Genomic DNA, 12,329 nt, shown 5'->3' with positions numbered 1-12,329 from the left:
CACCAGGCGTCTGGCCGCTCGTGGCAGGCGTTGGTTTCCTTCGTGCTCCTACCCCCCGATGCCCTGACTGCTCAGCGGTCTGCCCGTTGACACCTGACGTCTCTTCCACTGTGAGGATGTTCCCGATGAGCGCCCCCCTGGCCACTGAACCCGACACACTCGGTGAGTTCCGTCAACTCTTCCCGGCTCTGTCCGAGCTGGTGCACTTGGCTAGCTGCAGCCAGGGTGCGCTGTCCATGCAGGTGACCGCTGCACTCTTCGAGATGCAGCACACGATGCGGCAGCATGGAGCTCCGTGGGACCTTTGGACGAGGGAGGTAGAACGGGCACGGCATCTCTTCGCCAGATTCATCAATGCCGCACCCTGCGAGATCGCGGTCGTGTCCTGCGCTTCTGAAGGGGCCTACCACGTCGCCTCGAGCCGTTCCTGGGAACGCCGGCCGAAGATCGTCACCACGGACATGGAGTTTCCCTCCATCGCCCAGGTCTGGCTCGCCCAGCAGCCGCGGGGTGCCGAGATCGCTCATGTGCCGCATAGGGAAGGGATCGTCGCCGCCGAGGACTATGTCGATGCGATCGATGAGCAGACAGGGCTTGTCTCCATCCCCCTCGTCTCGTACCGCAATGGAGCACGGATGCCCGTCGACGAGGCTGTCTCGGCCGCACGCAGAGCCGGTGCGAAGGTGTTCGTCGATGGATACCAGGCGTGCGGTGTCCTTCCTGTCGACGTCAAGGCGATCGACTGTGACTACCTTGTCACCGGGTCGCTGAAGTACCTGCTTGGTCTCCCGGGGATCGCGTTCCTCTATGTCCGCGACACTGTCGCCCATGAGTGCATGCCTCAGCTCACCGGGTGGTTCGGCCAGGCCGACCCCTTCCGGTTCGATCCTCGTGACTTGGACTTCGCTCTGGACGCGCGCAGATTCCAGACCGGTACGCCCTCGATTCCGTCGGCCTACGCGGCGGCCGCCGGGCTCACCGTCCTGTCCTCGACGTCATCCAATGCGGTCGACGAGAAGGTCAGGTCCCTGGTGGACACCACGCAGGCGCGCCTGGTGAGCGACGGCGAGCGGCTGTGGTCACCTGCCGACCCGTCGCTTCGCGGACCGATGGTTGCGCTCGTCGACGAGAATCCCGACGACTTGGCAGCCTTCCTTGCCCAGCGGCGCATCTCGACCAGCCCACGCGGTGCCGTGCTACGGCTGTCGTTCCACGGATACAACTGTGAGTCGGACGTAGACGCGGTATGTGAGGCCATCCGCGAATACCGGCGGCTCAGGTCCTGACCGACCGGGGGTCCGGCGCGGCGCCCGCAGACAGACGATGGCCAGTGAACGGTCGCGTTCTCGGGTGCCTCAACAACAGTTCCGGGCCTTGGCGCCGGTTCCGAGCAAGGTCCTCCCAACAAATCCAATGCCTGTCCATCTCTTTCGACGGTTAGAGATGGGCCCCATAACCAGACGTCATTGATCGTCGACAACTGCCCAGGAGGTTTCCGATGCCGATCCTGTCGGCCCTCGTCGCCGCCGACGCTCCGGTTCCATCGAGATCGTCGACCTCACCGTGCCGCTGAGCTCCGATACACCGACAATTCAACTGCCCGACCACTTCGGCCAGACCGCGAGGTTCGAGTTCGACGAGATCAGCGCGTACGACGACCGCCGGCCGGCCTGGTACTGGAACAACTTCCGCACCGGCGAGCACACCCGGACCCACTTCGACGCGCCGATCCACTGGATCACCGGCAAGGCGGAGAGACGCCGCATCGTCCCGGCCGGCAAGCTCGTGGCCTTCCAAGGCGGCGATCTCGGTGTCCAGGGCGGTCAGGATGGCCACCTGGGCCGACACCGTGGCGCGTACGCGCTGGCTACGCCGGCGGCTGGCCGAGCTGCACGTGGAACGCCTCACGCAGGTCCTCGATCGGGATCGGATCGAATTCCATCTGCAGGTGACAGGCGCCGTCGTCACCATTGGGAGTCAAGCGAACGAAGAAGGCGAAACCGTCCTCGACGGGCTCTGCCTTCAACACCAGGGGATTGTTGCGGCCGGGGGTCACTGCCGCCGAGAAGCTCGCACCCGACGCCGCGCCCAAGCGCGAGAGCATCTCCTCCGCGAAGTCCACCACCTCAGCATCGGTGAGGTAAGCGGTGCAGTCGGCCGTCAGCCGAGAGCACGAGTCCGCGGTGACCCGCCAGGTGTCTTCACCGGTCCGAGCCATGTCCAGCCACGCAACATCCTTGCCGAGGCGCATTTGCGGACCTTCCATCCTCACCTTCCGACACTCCACCCTGGGCTCAAGATCCTATGGTGCGGGTCTCCGCCGCTGGAACCGGCCGAACGTCACCCAGCACGCCACCAACTCGGCGAACCTATGTGGTCACAGCACCAGAGAGGCTCCGCCTCGGACCGCCGAGCAGTCCAGTTGAGCTGGACGAACAGCCTTCGTCCTACCTCGGGCCAAGCTCACGCAGGGACCCGCGGCCCGATCTTGGCCGGCCGCCACCACCCGCTGCGCCGATGTCCGGCCGCCGTGGCGACCGGCCGTGCCACCCAAAGTGGCTGGTCAGAACCCATGTCTGCGAAATGTGGAGCGGGCAACACGACGTTACGCCCGCTCAAAAACTTGATGCGAACGTCGAGAATCTGGCGACCAAGGATCTAGCCGACACGGAACGGCACGACATCCATCAGCGGGCGAATCTCCTGGCCACCGGCAGGCGCGCGATCTTCACACGGGAATCGAACGGGCCTGAGGGCAACAGTGCTCACCTGCCAGACGGCTAGCGGATCCGAGCCTGCACCAACGCCGACCCCGGTAGCCGTCGTTAGCCGATCCACGGATCGAGGCGCAGGGTCTCGTCCGCCTCGGCGAACTTCGTGTTCTGGCGCTGGCAGACAAGGGATAGGCGGCTTGAAACGAAGATATAGCGAGTTGCAGACGACCGTTGACAGCAGGCAATATCGCTCCTACGCTGCGCCTACCACAGCTTGTCCAACCGCACAAAACCGACCCATGAAACGCTCAGGTGGAGGTAACCGGTTGCTGTCCCTACGTCGTACGTCGTCCGCTCGATGGGCCGGTCCCGCCTCGAGCGGAGCCGGCACCTTGGAGCTGGGCGCTACCGAATTCGCATTCTCGCTCAAGACTCGGGTCGGCGATGAGCCGGCGACGAATCCTGAAGAGCTCCTCGGTGCGGCGCACGCGGGCTGCTTCGCGATGTCGCTTGCCAACGAGTGCGAGAACAACGGCACCGCCGCCGAATCGCTGCAGGTCAAGGCAGCGATTCACCTCGTGCAGCAGTCCGATGGATTCCGGATCCCTCGCGTCGACCTGCATGTGACCGGCCGCGTCCCCGGTGTTGACGCAGCTCGGTTCGTCCAACTCGCCACTGTCGCGGAGGCCGGCTGCCTGGTTTCGCGACTGTTTGACGCCGAGATTGTTCTTACCGCAGAGCTGGAGAAGGCATGAGCATCGTCAGTCAGCTATCGCATTGCTCCCACACCGCCGAGGCGACCGCCTCGGCGCTCGTTCCGCACCGGCTAAGGGGGAACGCATCGTGACTTCGACACCGGATCTCGCCAGGGACACCGGCCTGCATCGCAGGCTTACCAGGCGCCAGCTGACCATGATCGGAATCGGCGGAGCGATCGGCACCGGCCTGTTTCTGGGCTCCACGCTGGCCATCAGTAAGGCAGGACCGGCGGTCATCCTCGCATATGTCGCATGTGGCCTAGTCGCGCTGGTGATTGCCTACGCGCTCGCTGAGATGACAGTCGTGCACCCGACCGCAGGTGCCTTCGGGGCGATCGCGCACAAGTATTTGGGCCGCTGGGCGGGGTTCGTCCTACGCTGGACCTACTGGTCAATGCAGGTGATTGCGATCGGCGGCGAGGTCATCGCCGCGGGCATCTACGTCCATTATTGGTGGCCAAAGCTGCCGCTTGCGTTGATGGTCGGCGTGTTCGCTGTCGTCGTCCTAGCCATCAACAGTGCGGCGGTCAAGATCTTCGGAGAGCTCGAGTACTGGTTCGCGATGATCAAGGTCACCGCGATCAGTGTCTTCATCGTGCTCGGCGTGATCATCATCTTCTTCGGGTTGCCGCATCACCCGTCTACCAACTTCAGCAACCTGACCAACCACGGTGGCTTCATGCCCAACGGTCTTTCCGGCGTGGCAACCGCGATGGTCTTCGTGCTGTTCAGCTACATCGGAACCGAGGTCGTCTCGGTGACGGCGGCAGAGTCGGAGAACCCAGAACGGGACGTGCCCCGCGCGGCTCGCTCGATGATCCTGCGGCTCGGGCTGTTCTACATTCTGGCGATTCTCGTTGTCGTCGCGGTCGTTCCGTGGACGGTCACCGCTCAGGGTGGGGCGCTTGATGCCAGCCCGTTCGTCAAGGTGTTCTCCGCGGCCGGCATTCCTGCAGCCGCGGGACTGATGAACTTCGTGGTCTTGACCGCGGCGTTGTCCAGCGCCAACACCAACCTGTACCTGACCACGAGGATGATGCACTCACTCGCGCTGCACCGGTATGCTCCGCGCTGGACCGGACGGGTCACTGCGGCTGGCGTGCCGCGTAACGCGTTGGTGGTTTCAGCCGTCGGACTGCTCATTGCGGTGATCCTGTCCTGGAGCTCGAACTCGCAGGCCTACCTAATTCTGTTCGGCATCTCGGTGTTCGCCGCGATCGTCGTGTGGCTGCTCATCCTGGCTACGCACATCGCATTCCGTGCCAGGCGCAAGCGTGACGGTCTGCCGCCTTCGCCTGTGCAACTGTGGGGTGCGCCGGTGACCACGGCGGTCACGGCGGTCTTCCTTGTCGGCGTGCTGGTTTCGACGTTCTACATCGACGGACTCGATCCGGCCTGGAAGTTCGGTATTCCGTTCTTCGCGTTCCTCCTGATCGCATTCGTGATCACCAACTCGCGGCGGAAGGGGGATCCGAGCGCTGACGCCACCGGTGAGGAGGAGAGCTCGGCGGCGTTGGTGAGCTGATCATCATCCTGCATTGACGTCGAGCCCATCTCGGTCAGCCACCGTCCAGGCGGTCGAACGAGGTGGGCTCGACGTAACGCTGGAGGTAGGTCGAGATTGGCGTGACGCGACGACAGAAGGTTGCAATGCGAGAAGGACTAGTTCGCACTGAACATGATGTGACTGCGTATCGAAGCCCAGGCGACTCGGTCTCGGAGGCGTGCCTCGTCGATGGCGCCGGCTACGCCGAGGCGATGACTCAGCGGATGATGCGATGGACCCGCGGGAGGTGCCGCGCGCGGGTGGACAGTAGGAATGACCAGCTCATCTACGTGCTCTCGGGCAGGGGGCATTTGTATGCTGGCGAACAGGCCGCGATCCTGGGGGCCGGAACGGCAGCCTTCGTGCCAGCAGGGGAGAGCTGGGTCGTCGAGGTTGAAGGAGCTGATGATCTCCTAGCCTCCTGCGCCTCGGTGCCGGCCCCGCCTGGGCCGTCTGCGGTCGCGTTGCAGAAGGAAGCGGGGCCGTGGCACCTGACCAAGGTGCTCGGGGCGCAAGTGCGGCAGGCCGCGACGTCCGATCGCGAGTTCGAGGTGCTTCATGACCCGTCGACGGGCAGCAGCGGAGCAACGCAATTTATGGGCTTCATTCCGCAGACGGGCGCCCCGAAGCATTACCACCTGTACGACGAAATCTGCGTGATCATCCGGGGAGCTGGTGCCCTGCACGTCGGCGATACGACTCAGGAGCTCGGGCCGGGCTCGACGTTCCACGTGCCTCCGCGACTGTTGCATGCCGTGGAGAACACCGGCACGAGCGACTTGTGGATTTTGGGTGTCTTCCGCCCGGCAGGCTCGGCAGCCGCTGCCTACTACCCGGACGGGCGGCGCGCACCGAACTACGTCGATGAGAGATCGCCTCGCTCTCGCGAGTCGATGACGGCCGCCATCAGCTGTACATAGAGGAAGTCCGGTGAGATCATCGTAAGCGCCCACCAAACCTGATCTTCCGCTTCGCATGCGCTCTACCGACGCGCGTATGCGGTCTGCGCTGACTTGAGGAGTGCTTCTCTTGACCGCTTCAGCTTCCACGTTTCCTGTCGATTCGATTCGGCACCGCTTTCGGGTTTTCGACAATGTTGTCTATCTGAACTCCTGCTCCCAGGGCGCGCTGTCGGACTCGGTGCGACACGCCTACACCGAGTATCTCGACGGACTCGAGCGGGAGGGATCGCTGTGGGGCCACTGGGTCGATCGACTGGAGCGGGTGCGCGTTGCAATCGCCACGCTGCTGAACGCGACGCCTGCCGAGGTCGCGGTGACGACGTCGGCATCAGCCGGTGTCAGCGCGCTGGCCAGCGCGATCGACTTCACCGCCGGCCGGAACAAGGTCGTCACCACCGACCTTGAGTTCCCGACGATCGGTCAGATCTGGCACGCGCAGGAGAGTCGGGGCGCGAACGTCGTGCACGTTCCCGCTGAGGCCGACAACACGATCTCGCTGGAGAAGTTAGCCCAAGAGGTTGACGAACAGACCGCGATCGTCTCGGTCACCCAGATTTGCTACCGCAACGGTGCTCGGAACGACCTCGCTCCGATCATCGAACGCGCGCACGCGAAAGGTGCCTTGGTACTCGTTGACGTCTATCAGGCGATCGGCGCCATCCCGATGGATGTTGCTGAGTTGGACGCAGACTTCATCGTCGGCGGATGCCTGAAGTATCTGCTCGGATCGCCCGGTGTTGGCTTCTTCTATGCGCGGGCAGGCAAGACCGACCACCTGTGTCCGACCACAGTGGGCTGGTTCGGCGCTCGGGACATCTTTGCCATGAACATCCACTCCTACGATCCGGCGCTGGACGCGCGGAGGTTTGAATCCGGCACGCCCGCGGTGCCGAGCTTGTACGCGGCTGCCGCTGGCATCGAGGTGATGCTTGAGATCGGTGTCGAGCGCACGCAGGCGCACGTCGAGGGACTGCTGACTCAGCTGCGCGAGGGTGTCACAGCTATCGGCGGCAAGATCGCCACACCCGAGCGGCTGCACGGTCCGATGCTTGCCGTGCAGACGACCGATGAGCACGCCTACGTCGAGGCACTGGAGAAGGAAAGCGTCATCGTCAGCTCTCGCGATGGCAACGTCCGCATCTCGCCGCACTGCTACAACAACGCCTCGGACATCGATGCGGTGATTGCCGCTTTGGATAAGCACCGCGATCTCCTGCGCTGATCGCAGTGTCCTGCATCGTCGCCGTCGTCGTCAGCCATCGTTTTCGATCTCGACGCAGCAAAGGGATGGTTCGGGAGCGGATTCGATTGTGGTGGCGTGTTCGTCGAGGAGCGGGCGGTTTTGCGCGGGCGTGGCTGATGGTGGCACGGCTGATGTGCACCAACACGGCCAGAGTGTCCTCGGGTAGGTGCAGCCGCAGGTACAGGATCGTGGCAAGGACCCGGTCGGGGAACGTCGGTAAGGGTGGGCGTCCGCTATGTGGGTGCAGGGTGTCGTTCCAATCGCCGTGAAAGCCGTCGCGCGTTGTCGCGCCGGCCGCGGCGGGCATCGCTGACGACCTTGGTCCGGCTGCCGAAGGTCCGCTGGCGAGTCCAGCACAACTATCGCGGGCGTCGGCACTACTCGACGACGGCAGGCATCGGAATAGCCCGGCTCTGGGCGCCCACGCGTTCGTCGAGATCCAGGCCTCGCTGAACTGACGAACTCCAACTGATTGGCCGAGAGTGGGTCGACCGCTTCAGCCATGGATCACTCCGACTGCGTGTCGTCGCGCAGATTCGTCGAGTCTTGAATGCAGCTCGTTGAAGATCTCACCTGCGGTGACGCCATTCCAGCGGGCGGGTAGCAGTTCCAACGGCAGGCCTGGATCAAGATACGGCAACCGCCGCCAGGCAGTCAACAGCGGAATATACTCGTGGAATGCCTGGCTATCACTGACCGATTTCTTTGCCAAGCGCTGCGCCAGCGGACGGTAGTGGTCGATAAACCGCGCATACTGCGCTGACAGATCGCCGAGATCCCACCACAGTTTGACCTTCGACTTCAGATCGTCGAAGGCAACATGGTTGCCCCGAAAGATATCCACGTACGTATCCAGCCCGCGCCGAACGAGGACTTCCTTGACCTCATGCGCTAGGTTGCCCGGCGCAATCCAGACACCGGGCTCAGCGGTACCAAAGCCCAGCCGGGTCAGCCACGTTCGCAACTCGTGCCGCTTGTCGCGCTCGGTCTCGGGGACCGAAAACACCACTAGCACCCAGCCGTCATCGAGAGTCGCCCTGCGCCGTGCAAAGATACGCGCATCGCCCTCCTGTAGCACTTCAAGCATTGACGGCGATAGTGCATACCCGACCGCGCCATCGAGCCTCATGCTTCGCAGAGTGTCGCGGCGCTTGAGTCGGGAGACCGACGAACGCACAGCCGGGCCGTCGATGCCGATGTCGGACATCAACCGCACCAGCGAGGCGACTGAGAGCCAGTTGTGCTCGGCCCGCGCATACAAGCCGAAAATGGTGACGATCAGCTGTCGTGGCTGGACGTCACCGAAGCCGGACTCCATGCCAGATCTGCCCGTAGCGCTCGTCATGTGATCACGATAACGCCCGGTCAGGTCGCGACGTTCCGTCGCGACCTGCTCGGCCTCGCGAACGCTGCGTCCCAATGCTCGGCGACGTGGCAATCTCCGCGATCTTGTGGGTGCGCCGCCGAAACCCGGCAACGCCTGGCCGCCCACCTACCGCTGGCCCGTCAGCTCAGCCGGCGAACCACCGACCTGTGGAGCACCCACCCGAGCGAAGACCAGCGAATGCGGCTGATCGAGGCCCTGCCTGGCGTCGACGGAGCCCTCTCCATCGACGACGTCCGTTGGGCCGAGATCGACACCGAACTCGCGCCGTGGCGCCGCACCGCACACAACGCCCTCCTTGGAACCCGGGACCGTTTCTGAAGAGCTTGCGCCACCAGGGCGGGCCCCGGATGCTCGGTCCGTGGCCCGCCCAGCCCCGGTAATTGGCCTGTCAGCCGAGCTGGATGGCGCCGAGAAGGCGTAGTGCGTGTTGGGAATCGGTCTGTGTCGATCAGCCGACACGAACCCCCATGCCTGCGGCGAGCGGGGTTGCGACGGGCAGACGCAGATCCTCCTCTTGGTGACGTAGGTCCCGGTGGCAGGGGAGTGGGCGCGGTGAGACCTGGCGTTCCGTGGGAGCCCCCCGGTTTACCCCCCGAAAGCCCTGGCCCGGCGCTGACGAACAGTGACAAGATGAGTTCCCCCCGCTTTGATGGAGCGGTGGTTACCTGCTGCCGGCTGGCGCAGGGGTGGCGATAGCTGGCTCGGTCGGGCCGTGCTGGGGGGTGTGCCAGGCGGTTTCGTACTCGTCGGGGCTGAGGTAGCCCAGTTCCTTCTGGATGCGGCGGGTGTTGTACCAGCCGTCGATGTAGGCGAAGATCGCGTTCTCGGCCTCGTCACGGGTGCGCCAGCTCGTGCGGTAGACCAATTCGATCTTCAGCGTCGACCAGAAGTTCTCCATCAGCGCGTTGTCGAACGAGTCGCCGGCGGAGCCCATCGAGGGCAGGATCCCGTTGTCCTGCAAGCGTTCGGCGAAGCGGAAGGACGTGTAGTTGGCGGATTCAACTGGTCGTCGCAACACCTTGTCGGAGAGGTGAAGCGATGGCGTATGGGCTGGGGCAGAAGCGGGTTCGGGAGTATCGGGGTCAGATTCCTTCGCCGGGACGGCCGACGGTGGCGTGGCGTGAGGACCGGGTCAGGTTCTGGGCTGCGATCAGTCGCGGTGTGATGACCGAGGACGCGGCCGCGGCGGCGGGCGTGTCCTCGCCGGTCGGGTTCCGGTGGTTCCGGCACGCTGGCGGCGTGAATCCTGCGTTGCCGCCGAGGGTGTCGGGCCGCTATCTGTCGTTCAGCGAGCGCGAAGACATCGCTCTGTCGCGGGCGCAAGGCATGGGCGTCCGCGAGATCGCACGCCAGCTCGGCCGGGACCCGTCGACGATCTCGCGGGAGTTGCGGCGCAACGCCTCGACCAGGACGTACCGCCTGGATTACAAGGCTTCGACTGCGCAGTGGCATGCTGAGCGTCGAGCCCGCCGGCCGAAGACCGCGAAGCTGCTGGCCAATGAGCGGCTTCGAGAGTACGTCCAGCAACGGCTTGCGGGTGCGATCCGGACAGCGGGCGGCCGACTGGTCGCTGGGCCGCAGGGCCCGCAGTGGAAGGGCCGCAACAAGCCTCACCGTGGTGATCGGGCATGGACTATCGGATGGAGCCCGGAGCAGATCTCCCGCAGGCTCAGGGCCGAGTTCCCGGAGGATGAGTCGATGCGCATCAGCCACGAGGCGATCTACCAGGCGCTCTACGTCCAGAGCCGCGGCGCCCTCAAGCGCGAACTCGTCACCTGCTTGCGGACCGGGCGGGCGCTTCGCGTTCCCCGGGCACGCGCGAAGCAACGCGCGTGGGCGCACGTCACCAGCGACACGCTGATCAGTGAACGTCCCGCTGAAGTCGCGGACCGTGCCGTGCCCGGGCACTGGGAAGGGGATCTGATCATCGGTTTGCAGCGTTCCGCGATCGGGACACTGGTCGAGCGGACGACGAGGTTCACGATGCTGATCCACCTGCCTCGTGAGGACGGCTGGGGTGTGATCCCGCGGACGAAGAACGGGCCGGCTCTCGCCGGCTATGGGGCGATCACGATGAGCAAAGCCCTCGCCGCGACAATCACCCAACTGCCCGAGCAGCTCCGCAGATCGCTGACGTGGGACCGCGGCAAGGAGTTGTCTGCGCACGCACGCTTCACGGTCGAAACCGGCGTCCCGGTGTTCTTCGCCGACCCCCACAGCCCCTGGCAACGCGGCACCAACGAGAACACCAACGGGCTGCTGCGGCAGTACTTCCCGAAAGGCACCGACCTGTCCAGATGGAGCGCCGACGAGATCAACGCCGTCGCCCACGCCCTCAACAGCCGACCCCGGAAAACCCTCGACTGGAAGACCCCAGCCGAAGCCCTCGACGAACACCTACGATCGCTCCAACAACCCAGTGTTGCGACGACCGATTGAATCCGCCGTTCGACCCGCGGTCGCTGTGGTGGATCAACTGGCCGTCGCGAACATCGCGTGACCAGATCCCGTATTCGAGGGCGGCGAGGATCAGGTCGGTGTCGCAGCGATCGGAGGTCTTCCACCCGACGATCCGGCGGGAGAACGCGTCCCGGACCGCGGCCAACCAGAACACTCCTTCACCGCATGGGATGCGGGTGGCGTCGGCGACCCAGAGCCGGTTCGGCCCGGCGGCGGTGAATTGCCGGTTGACCAGATCCGGCGCCGGCGTCGCCCGAGGATCCTGCCGCGTCGACCCGCCGCGCCAGCCTCGGCGCAGGAACGCACCCTGCCAGGCCTGTTGCGCCATCAGCCGCTCCACCCGCTTGCGGCCCACGCGAATGCCGTCACGGCGTAGCTGCCGGTGCACCCGGTCCGCGCCGTAGGTGTGCCCGGACGCGGTCCAGATCTCGTGAACGTTGGAGATCAGGCCCAGGTCGACCACGTCCCGGTCGCAGGGCCGTTCGGCCTGCTTGACCCACGCGTAGTACGTCGAGGCGCCGACGCTCAGGACCCGTAGCAGGAGCGCGACCGCGAACTGGTCACGGTGTTCATAAATGAACGTCATGACCGCCGTCGGGTCGGGTCGAGCTCCGCCGCGAAATACGCGCTCGCCGCTTTCAGGATCTCGTTCGCCCGTCGCAGCTCGGCGACTTCCTTGCGCAGCCGCCGATTCTCCTCGACCATCTCGCTGGTAGGCCGGTCCTGACGCTCACCCGCGTCGGCCTCGGCCTGCCGGATCCAGTTCCGCAACGCCTCGTGATGCACGCCCAACTGCTCGGCCAAGCGCCGGATCACCGGCTTCGGATCCGACTCGCGGTACAAGCGCACAGCGCGCTGGCGTAGCTCGTCGGGGTACTTCTTCGGTGCTGCCACGGACGACTTCCTCCCCACGGCCATCAGACCATGATCAAGAAGCTCCATGAAAGCGGGGGTGGCTCAAGAAGAGACCAGTGCCTGGCCATGTCTGTGCAGGTCATTGCCCACTTACGGCAAGCAATGACAAGCTCAGGATGGCTACGGTTGGTAACAAGGGGTCGTGGGTTCAAATCCCGCCGTCCCGACAGAAGACAGGCTCTGACCTGCCGCAACGTAGACAGAGCATTGAGATGAGTGGATGGGTTGGCGGTCGACCCCTCGAAAACCCCTCGCTTTCGTGAATTTCTGAGCCGAGGACCAGCGCGCGATTACAACTGGTCGGTCAGCCTCGACTACCTGACGAGACCCTGAGTGTGGGTCGC

The 12,329-nt window shown here is 64.7% G+C and carries 12 protein-coding genes and 1 pseudogene; 8 read left to right on the top strand and 5 right to left on the bottom strand.

Features of this window, described 5'->3' with window-relative positions:
• Nucleotides 1-125 precede the first annotated feature (125 nt).
• Together GA0070624_RS27465 and GA0070624_RS37040 are read left to right on the top strand one after the other, a co-directional pair.
• Nucleotides 126-1,286: an aminotransferase class V-fold PLP-dependent enzyme gene (locus tag GA0070624_RS27465; protein ID WP_091345767.1), complete on the top strand. Its 1,161-nt coding sequence runs from the start codon at nt 126-128 to the stop codon at nt 1,284-1,286.
• A gap of 277 nt (nt 1,287-1,563) precedes the next feature.
• Nucleotides 1,564-1,695 (top strand): annotated as a pseudogene (locus GA0070624_RS37040) (cyclase family protein); the annotation flags it as partial.
• Between the two features lie 172 nt (nt 1,696-1,867).
• Here the strand turns inward: GA0070624_RS37040 and GA0070624_RS36155 are convergent.
• Nucleotides 1,868-2,251 (bottom strand): hypothetical protein, encoded by a 384-nt coding sequence (locus tag GA0070624_RS36155; RefSeq protein WP_245719033.1) that lies wholly within the window; start codon nt 2,249-2,251, stop codon nt 1,868-1,870.
• A 762-nt stretch (nt 2,252-3,013) separates the two neighbouring features.
• On the opposite strand from GA0070624_RS36155, the gene GA0070624_RS27455 reads away from it, so the two are divergent.
• The 4 genes from GA0070624_RS27455 (at nt 3,014) to GA0070624_RS27440 (ending at nt 7,202) form a co-directional block, all read left to right on the top strand.
• Nucleotides 3,014-3,469, top strand: coding sequence for an OsmC family peroxiredoxin (locus GA0070624_RS27455; RefSeq protein WP_091345765.1), 456 nt, complete (start codon nt 3,014-3,016; stop codon nt 3,467-3,469).
• 88 nt (nt 3,470-3,557) lie between these two features.
• Nucleotides 3,558-4,997: an amino acid permease gene (locus GA0070624_RS27450; protein WP_218105337.1), complete on the top strand. Its 1,440-nt coding sequence runs from the start codon at nt 3,558-3,560 to the stop codon at nt 4,995-4,997.
• Nucleotides 4,998-5,122: 125 nt separating this feature from the next.
• Nucleotides 5,123-5,938, top strand: a complete 816-nt coding sequence (locus GA0070624_RS27445) for a cupin domain-containing protein (RefSeq protein WP_091345763.1) — start codon at nt 5,123-5,125, stop codon at nt 5,936-5,938.
• Between the two features lie 109 nt (nt 5,939-6,047).
• Entirely contained in the window at nt 6,048-7,202 is a 1,155-nt protein-coding gene (locus tag GA0070624_RS27440) for an aminotransferase class V-fold PLP-dependent enzyme (protein WP_176731906.1), read from the top strand.
• A 517-nt stretch (nt 7,203-7,719) separates the two neighbouring features.
• On the opposite strand, the gene GA0070624_RS27435 is transcribed toward GA0070624_RS27440, so the two are convergent.
• Complete coding sequence (locus tag GA0070624_RS27435; protein ID WP_091345761.1) at nt 7,720-8,568, bottom strand: PaaX family transcriptional regulator; 849 nt, start codon at nt 8,566-8,568, stop codon at nt 7,720-7,722.
• A gap of 219 nt (nt 8,569-8,787) precedes the next feature.
• Here GA0070624_RS27435 and GA0070624_RS35080 point away from each other — a divergent pair, with 219 nt between their 5' ends.
• Nucleotides 8,788-8,928 carry a hypothetical protein gene (locus GA0070624_RS35080; protein WP_176731905.1) on the top strand — a complete coding sequence of 47 codons (141 nt, stop codon included), beginning with the start codon at nt 8,788-8,790 and terminating at the stop codon, nt 8,926-8,928.
• 343 nt (nt 8,929-9,271) lie between these two features.
• Here GA0070624_RS35080 and GA0070624_RS27430 read toward each other — a convergent pair whose 3' ends face one another.
• The gene (locus GA0070624_RS27430) at nt 9,272-9,625 is read right to left on the bottom strand and encodes an IS3 family transposase (RefSeq protein ID WP_141715199.1); all 354 of its coding nucleotides are present in this window, start codon (nt 9,623-9,625) and stop codon (nt 9,272-9,274) included.
• A gap of 23 nt (nt 9,626-9,648) precedes the next feature.
• Here GA0070624_RS27430 and GA0070624_RS27425 point away from each other — a divergent pair, with 23 nt between their 5' ends.
• Complete coding sequence (locus tag GA0070624_RS27425; RefSeq protein WP_091337528.1) at nt 9,649-11,049, top strand: IS30 family transposase; 1,401 nt, start codon at nt 9,649-9,651, stop codon at nt 11,047-11,049.
• Here the strand turns inward: GA0070624_RS27425 and GA0070624_RS27420 are convergent.
• Nucleotides 10,946-11,656 (bottom strand): IS3 family transposase, encoded by a 711-nt coding sequence (locus tag GA0070624_RS27420; protein WP_091345759.1) that lies wholly within the window; start codon nt 11,654-11,656, stop codon nt 10,946-10,948. The genes GA0070624_RS27425 and GA0070624_RS27420 overlap by 104 nt on opposite strands.
• Entirely contained in the window at nt 11,653-11,964 is a 312-nt protein-coding gene (locus GA0070624_RS27415; RefSeq protein WP_176731904.1) for a transposase, read from the bottom strand. Before GA0070624_RS27415 ends, GA0070624_RS27420 begins: the two co-directional genes overlap by 4 nt.
• Nucleotides 11,965-12,329: the final 365 nt, after the last annotated feature.

Origin of the sequence: Micromonospora rhizosphaerae (genome assembly GCF_900091465.1) — a bacterium.
In the GTDB taxonomy this organism is placed as follows: Bacteria; Actinomycetota; Actinomycetes; order Mycobacteriales; family Micromonosporaceae; genus Micromonospora; species Micromonospora rhizosphaerae.
This window is presented reverse-complemented; position numbering and strand designations above follow the sequence as displayed.

Coding starts and splice junctions, on each gene's coding strand:
- GA0070624_RS27465 (WP_091345767.1), top strand. CDS start 126: ATGAGCGCCCCCCTGGCCACTGAACCCGACACACTCGGTGAGTTCCGT.
- GA0070624_RS36155 (WP_245719033.1), bottom strand. CDS start 2,251: ATGCGCCTCGGCAAGGATGTTGCGTGGCTGGACATGGCTCGGACCGGT.
- GA0070624_RS27455 (WP_091345765.1), top strand. CDS start 3,014: ATGAAACGCTCAGGTGGAGGTAACCGGTTGCTGTCCCTACGTCGTACG.
- GA0070624_RS27445 (WP_091345763.1), top strand. CDS start 5,123: ATGCGAGAAGGACTAGTTCGCACTGAACATGATGTGACTGCGTATCGA.
- GA0070624_RS27435 (WP_091345761.1), bottom strand. CDS start 8,568: ATGACGAGCGCTACGGGCAGATCTGGCATGGAGTCCGGCTTCGGTGAC.
- GA0070624_RS35080 (WP_176731905.1), top strand. CDS start 8,788: ATGCGGCTGATCGAGGCCCTGCCTGGCGTCGACGGAGCCCTCTCCATC.
- GA0070624_RS27425 (WP_091337528.1), top strand. CDS start 9,649: ATGGCGTATGGGCTGGGGCAGAAGCGGGTTCGGGAGTATCGGGGTCAG.
- GA0070624_RS27420 (WP_091345759.1), bottom strand. CDS start 11,656: ATGACGTTCATTTATGAACACCGTGACCAGTTCGCGGTCGCGCTCCTG.